The 4,648-nt window shown below is 63.4% G+C and carries 3 protein-coding genes; all 3 read left to right on the forward strand.

Going from position 1 to position 4,648, the window contains the following annotated elements; translation table 11 throughout:
- The coding region (gene pcrA, locus K728_RS0102790) for a DNA helicase PcrA (protein ID WP_024475773.1) at positions 1-2,365 on the forward strand (2,365 nt) is incomplete at its 5' end.
- A gap of 143 nt (positions 2,366-2,508) precedes the next feature.
- Complete coding sequence (gene sucC / locus K728_RS0102795) at positions 2,509-3,678, forward strand: ADP-forming succinate--CoA ligase subunit beta (protein WP_019483851.1); 1,170 nt, start codon at positions 2,509-2,511, stop codon at positions 3,676-3,678.
- A 58-nt stretch (positions 3,679-3,736) separates the two neighbouring features.
- The gene (sucD, locus tag K728_RS0102800) at positions 3,737-4,639 is read left to right on the forward strand and encodes a succinate--CoA ligase subunit alpha (protein ID WP_019483852.1); all 903 of its coding nucleotides are present in this window, start codon (positions 3,737-3,739) and stop codon (positions 4,637-4,639) included.
- Positions 4,640-4,648: the final 9 nt, after the last annotated feature.

The following is a 4,648-nucleotide window of genomic DNA, read 5'->3' on the forward strand; positions in this document are numbered from 1 at the left end:
CCGGGACGATGCACGCGCACGGGAACTATTGGTGGGCCTGAATCCGCAGCAGGAAGAAGCCGTCCGCCACAGCGGGTCGCCGCTACTGATCGTTGCGGGCGCCGGCTCGGGCAAAACCCGGGTGCTCAGTCACCGCATTGCCTACCTGTTGGCCATGGGCAGGGCCCACCACGGTGGGATCCTGGCAATCACCTTCACCAACAAGGCCGCCGCCGAAATGCGCGAACGCATCGAAGGCCTGGTCGGCGACGTCGCCAAGCGCATGTGGATCTCCACCTTCCACTCCTCCTGTGTGCGGATCCTGCGGCGGGAGGCAGCCTCCGTGGGGCTGAACTCCAACTTCTCCATCTACGATTCAGCCGACACGCTGCGGCTCGTCACCCTGGTGGCCAAGGGGCTGGATCTGGATCCCAAGCGGTTCACGCCCAAATCCATCCAGCACAAAATTTCGGCCCTGAAGAATGAACTGATCGATGAGGAGAGCTACGCCAGCTCAGCCAACTACTCGGACCCGTTCGAGCAGGCAGTCGCCGAGGTCTACATGGGTTACGCGCAGCGGATGCGTCAGGCCAACGCGATGGATTTCGATGACCTGATCGCCCAGACCGTCTACATGTTCAGGGCCTTCCCCGGGGTGGCCGACTACTACCGCCGCCGGTTCCGGCACGTCCTGGTGGACGAGTACCAGGACACCAACCACGCGCAGTACGCCCTGGTGCGGGAAATTGTTGGCATCACGGAGGACCCCAGCGAAAACGGGGAAGCCATTCCGCTCGCCGAACTGACGGTGGTCGGCGACTCGGACCAGTCGATCTACGCGTTTCGGGGTGCCGACGTCCGGAATATCGTCGAGTTCGAGAACGACTATCCCAATGCGCGCACCATCCTGCTGGAACAGAACTACCGGTCCACCCAGACCATCCTGAGCGCAGCCAACGCGGTGATTTCCCGCAACCCGGACCGGCCCGACAAAAAACTGTGGACCGCCGAGGGTGATGGTGAACCGATCGTCGGGTACGTGGGCGAAAACGAGCACGAGGAAGCCCGGTTTATCGCCGAGGAGATCGACCGCCTCCAGGATGAGGATGACCTTCGTCCTGGCGACGTGGCGATCTTTTACCGGACCAACGCGCAGTCCCGCTCCATTGAGGAAATCCTGATGCGCGTGGGCCTGCCGTACAAGGTGGTGGGCGGCACCCGCTTCTACGAGCGCAAGGAGATCAAGGATGCGCTCGCCTACCTGCGGGTCCTGGTCAACCAGGACGACGTCGTCAACCTCCGCCGAATCCTCAACGAACCGAAGCGCGGGATCGGGGACCGGGCCGAATACGCCGTCGCGGCGCTCGCCGAGCGGGAGCGGATGTCCTTCATGGCAGGACTCCGCCGAGCCGGCGAGGCACCGGGCCTGGCGACCCGCTCACTGAATGCAGTGAACGGCTTCGTGAAGCTCATGGATGATCTCGCTGAGGTGGCCGACGGGTCGGGTGCCTCCGCGGCACTGGAAGCGGTGCTGGAGCAGACCGGCTACCTGGCACAGTTAAGGCTGAGCAACGATCCGCAGGACGAGTCGCGGGTGGAAAACCTTGCGGAACTCGTGGCGGTGGTCCGCGAGTACGAACAGGAAAACCCTGACGGCACACTCGGCGACTTCCTGGAGCAGGTCTCGCTGGTGGCTGACGCCGACCAGATCCCCTCGGCACCCGAAGGGTCGGCTGCCGAGGTGGAACAGGCGGTCGCCGAAGCCAAACGGCTGGGTGTGGTCACCCTGATGACCCTGCACACGGCCAAGGGGCTCGAATTTCCGGTGGTGTTCCTGACCGGCATGGAGCAGGGCATCTTCCCGCATCAGCGCTCAGCTACCGACCCGAAGGAGCTGGCCGAGGAACGCCGGCTCGCCTATGTGGGGCTGACCCGCGCGCGGAAACGGCTCTACATCACCCGGTCCGAGGTGCGCAGCATGTGGGGTCAGAGCCAGTACAACCCTGCCTCGCAATTTGTCGGCGAAGTGCCCAGCGAACTCATCAAGTGGAAACGGGAAGGCGCATCCGGGCCGGTCTGGTCCGGGGGCGCGGCAATCGGAGGCAACAACCGGTTCAGCGGATCCTACTGGGGGGCCGGTGCCGCGGGTGGCGACGACACCGGGCGCGGGCTGCCCACCCGGTCGGCAACCGTCGTCGGGCGTGTGCAACCACAGAAAGAGGTGCTCTCAGTCGCGGTGGGGGACAAGGTCAACCACACCAGCTTCGGCAACGGGACCATTCTGGCCGTCGAGGGAGCGGGCGACAAGACGGTGGCGAAAGTGTCGTTCGACGTTGGCGAGAAGCGCCTCCTGCTGAGGTATGCGCCGCTGACCAAGACGGGGTAGTTCATTAGCTCATCAGGTTACATTTCTACAAACCATAGAACTGTGGCCTTGGTCACTAAACGGGTAGTCTGTGAAAGGCGCTGAACGCCAAGGGACTAAAGTTCCCTGTGTAAACCTACTTCGACGTAGAAGGACACTGGCCTGTGGATCTGTTCGAATATCAGGCGCGCGATCTTTTTGAGGCACACGGAGTACCCGTGCTCGCCGGCATCGTGGCGCATACCCCCGAGGAAGCAAAGGCGGCAGCCGAGAAAATTGGCGGTGTCGTCGTCGTCAAGGCTCAAGTCAAAGTTGGAGGCCGCGGTAAAGCGGGCGGCGTCAAAGTCGCAAAGACCCCCGATGAGGCGTTCAAGTACGCCTCGGACATCCTTGGCATGGACATCAAGGGCCACACCGTTCACAAGGTGATGATCGCGCAGGGCGCTGACATCGCCGAGGAGTATTACTTCTCGGTACTGCTGGACCGGTCCAACCGCAACTACCTGGCCATGTGCTCGGTGGAGGGCGGCGTGGAAATTGAGCAGCTCGCGGTTGAGCGTCCCGAAGCGCTGGCCCGCATCGCCGTCGACCCCGCTGTGGGCATCGACCAGGCGAAGGCCAACGAGATCGTGGAGACCGCAGGGTTCGCTCCTGAGCTGCGCGAGGGTGTTGCCCACGCGATCATCAAGCTGTGGGACGTCTTCGTCTCAGAAGACGCCACCCTGGTGGAGGTCAATCCGCTGGTGCAGACCGGAAGCGGCGAGATCATTGCCCTCGACGGCAAAGTCACCATCGACGAGAACGCTGCGTTCCGTCAGGCCGGCCACGCCGAGCTTGAGGACCAGGACTCGGCTGACCCACTGGAGGCCAAGGCGAAGGCCAACGACCTCAACTACGTCAAGCTCGACGGCGAAGTGGGGATCATCGGCAACGGTGCCGGTCTGGTCATGTCAACGCTCGACGTCGTCGCCTACGCCGGCGAAGCCCACGGCAATGTGCGTCCAGCGAACTTCCTGGACATTGGCGGTGGAGCATCGGCTGCTGTGATGGCTGCCGGACTCGACGTCATCCTGAACGACCCTCAGGTCAAGAGCGTGTTCGTCAACGTGTTCGGTGGCATCACCGCGTGTGACGCGGTCGCCAACGGCATTGTCGAAGCGCTCCAGATCCTGGGCGACAAGGAAAACAAGCCACTGGTAGTCCGCCTCGACGGCAACAACGTTGAGGAAGGCCGCCGCATTCTCGCCGAGGCGAACCACCCAATGGTCACCCTCGCCGACACCATGGATGAAGGCGCCGACAAGGCCGCCGAATTGGCTTACGCCGCCCGCTGATCGAGCCTGCACTCCCCGGCTAGTGTTCTGCCGGGTCCAAAGGATTAAGGAATAACGTATGTCAATTTTTCTCAACAAAGACTCCAAGGTCATTGTGCAGGGCATCACCGGCGGCGAAGGCACCAAGCACACCGCGCTGATGCTCGCTGCCGGCACCCAGGTGGTCGGTGGGGTCAACGCCCGCAAGGCTGGCACCACCGTCACCCACGGTGACGTCACCCTGCCGGTCTTCGGTAAGGTCAGCGAAGCGATGACCGAAACCGGCGCCGACGTGTCGATCGTCTTCGTCCCCCCGGCCTTCACCAAGGACGCGGTGATCGAGGCCATCGAGGCCGGCATCGGACTCGTCGTAATCATCACCGAGGGCGTCCCCGTGCAGGACTCGGCCGAGTTCTGGGCCCTCGCCCAGTCCAAGGTCGACGCCGACGGCAACCAGGTCACCCGGATCATCGGCCCTAACTGCCCAGGCATCATCACGCCGGGGGAGTCCCTGGTCGGCATCACCCCGGCGAACATCACCGGTAAGGGTGGCGTGGGCCTCGTGTCCAAGTCAGGCACCCTGACCTACCAGATGATGTTCGAGCTGCGCGACCTCGGTTTCTCCACCGCCATCGGCATCGGCGGTGACCCCATCGTCGGAACCACCCACATCGACGCACTTGCTGCGTTCGAGGCGGACCCCGAGACCAAGGCCATCGTCATGATCGGCGAAATCGGTGGCGACGCCGAAGAGCGTGCCGCCGAATACATCAAAGCCAACGTCACCAAGCCGGTTGTCGGCTATGTGGCAGGCTTCACCGCACCCGAGGGCAAGACCATGGGCCACGCCGGCGCCATTGTGTCCGGCTCAGCGGGTACGGCTCAGGCCAAGAAGGAAGCCCTTGAGGCTGCAGGCGTGAAGGTCGGCAAGACGCCGTCCGAGACCGCCAAACTGCTCCGCGAAGTGTACGCGGGACTGTAATTCCTTCAG

The organism is Arthrobacter sp. CAL618, from assembly GCF_000468215.1.
In the GTDB taxonomy this organism is placed as follows: domain Bacteria; phylum Actinomycetota; class Actinomycetes; order Actinomycetales; family Micrococcaceae; genus Arthrobacter_D.

What these genes read in the sequence shown, in the direction of transcription:
- sucD (WP_019483852.1), top strand. Translation starts at nt 3,737, where the DNA reads ATGTCAATTTTTCTCAACAAAGACTCCAAGGTCATTGTGCAGGGCATC.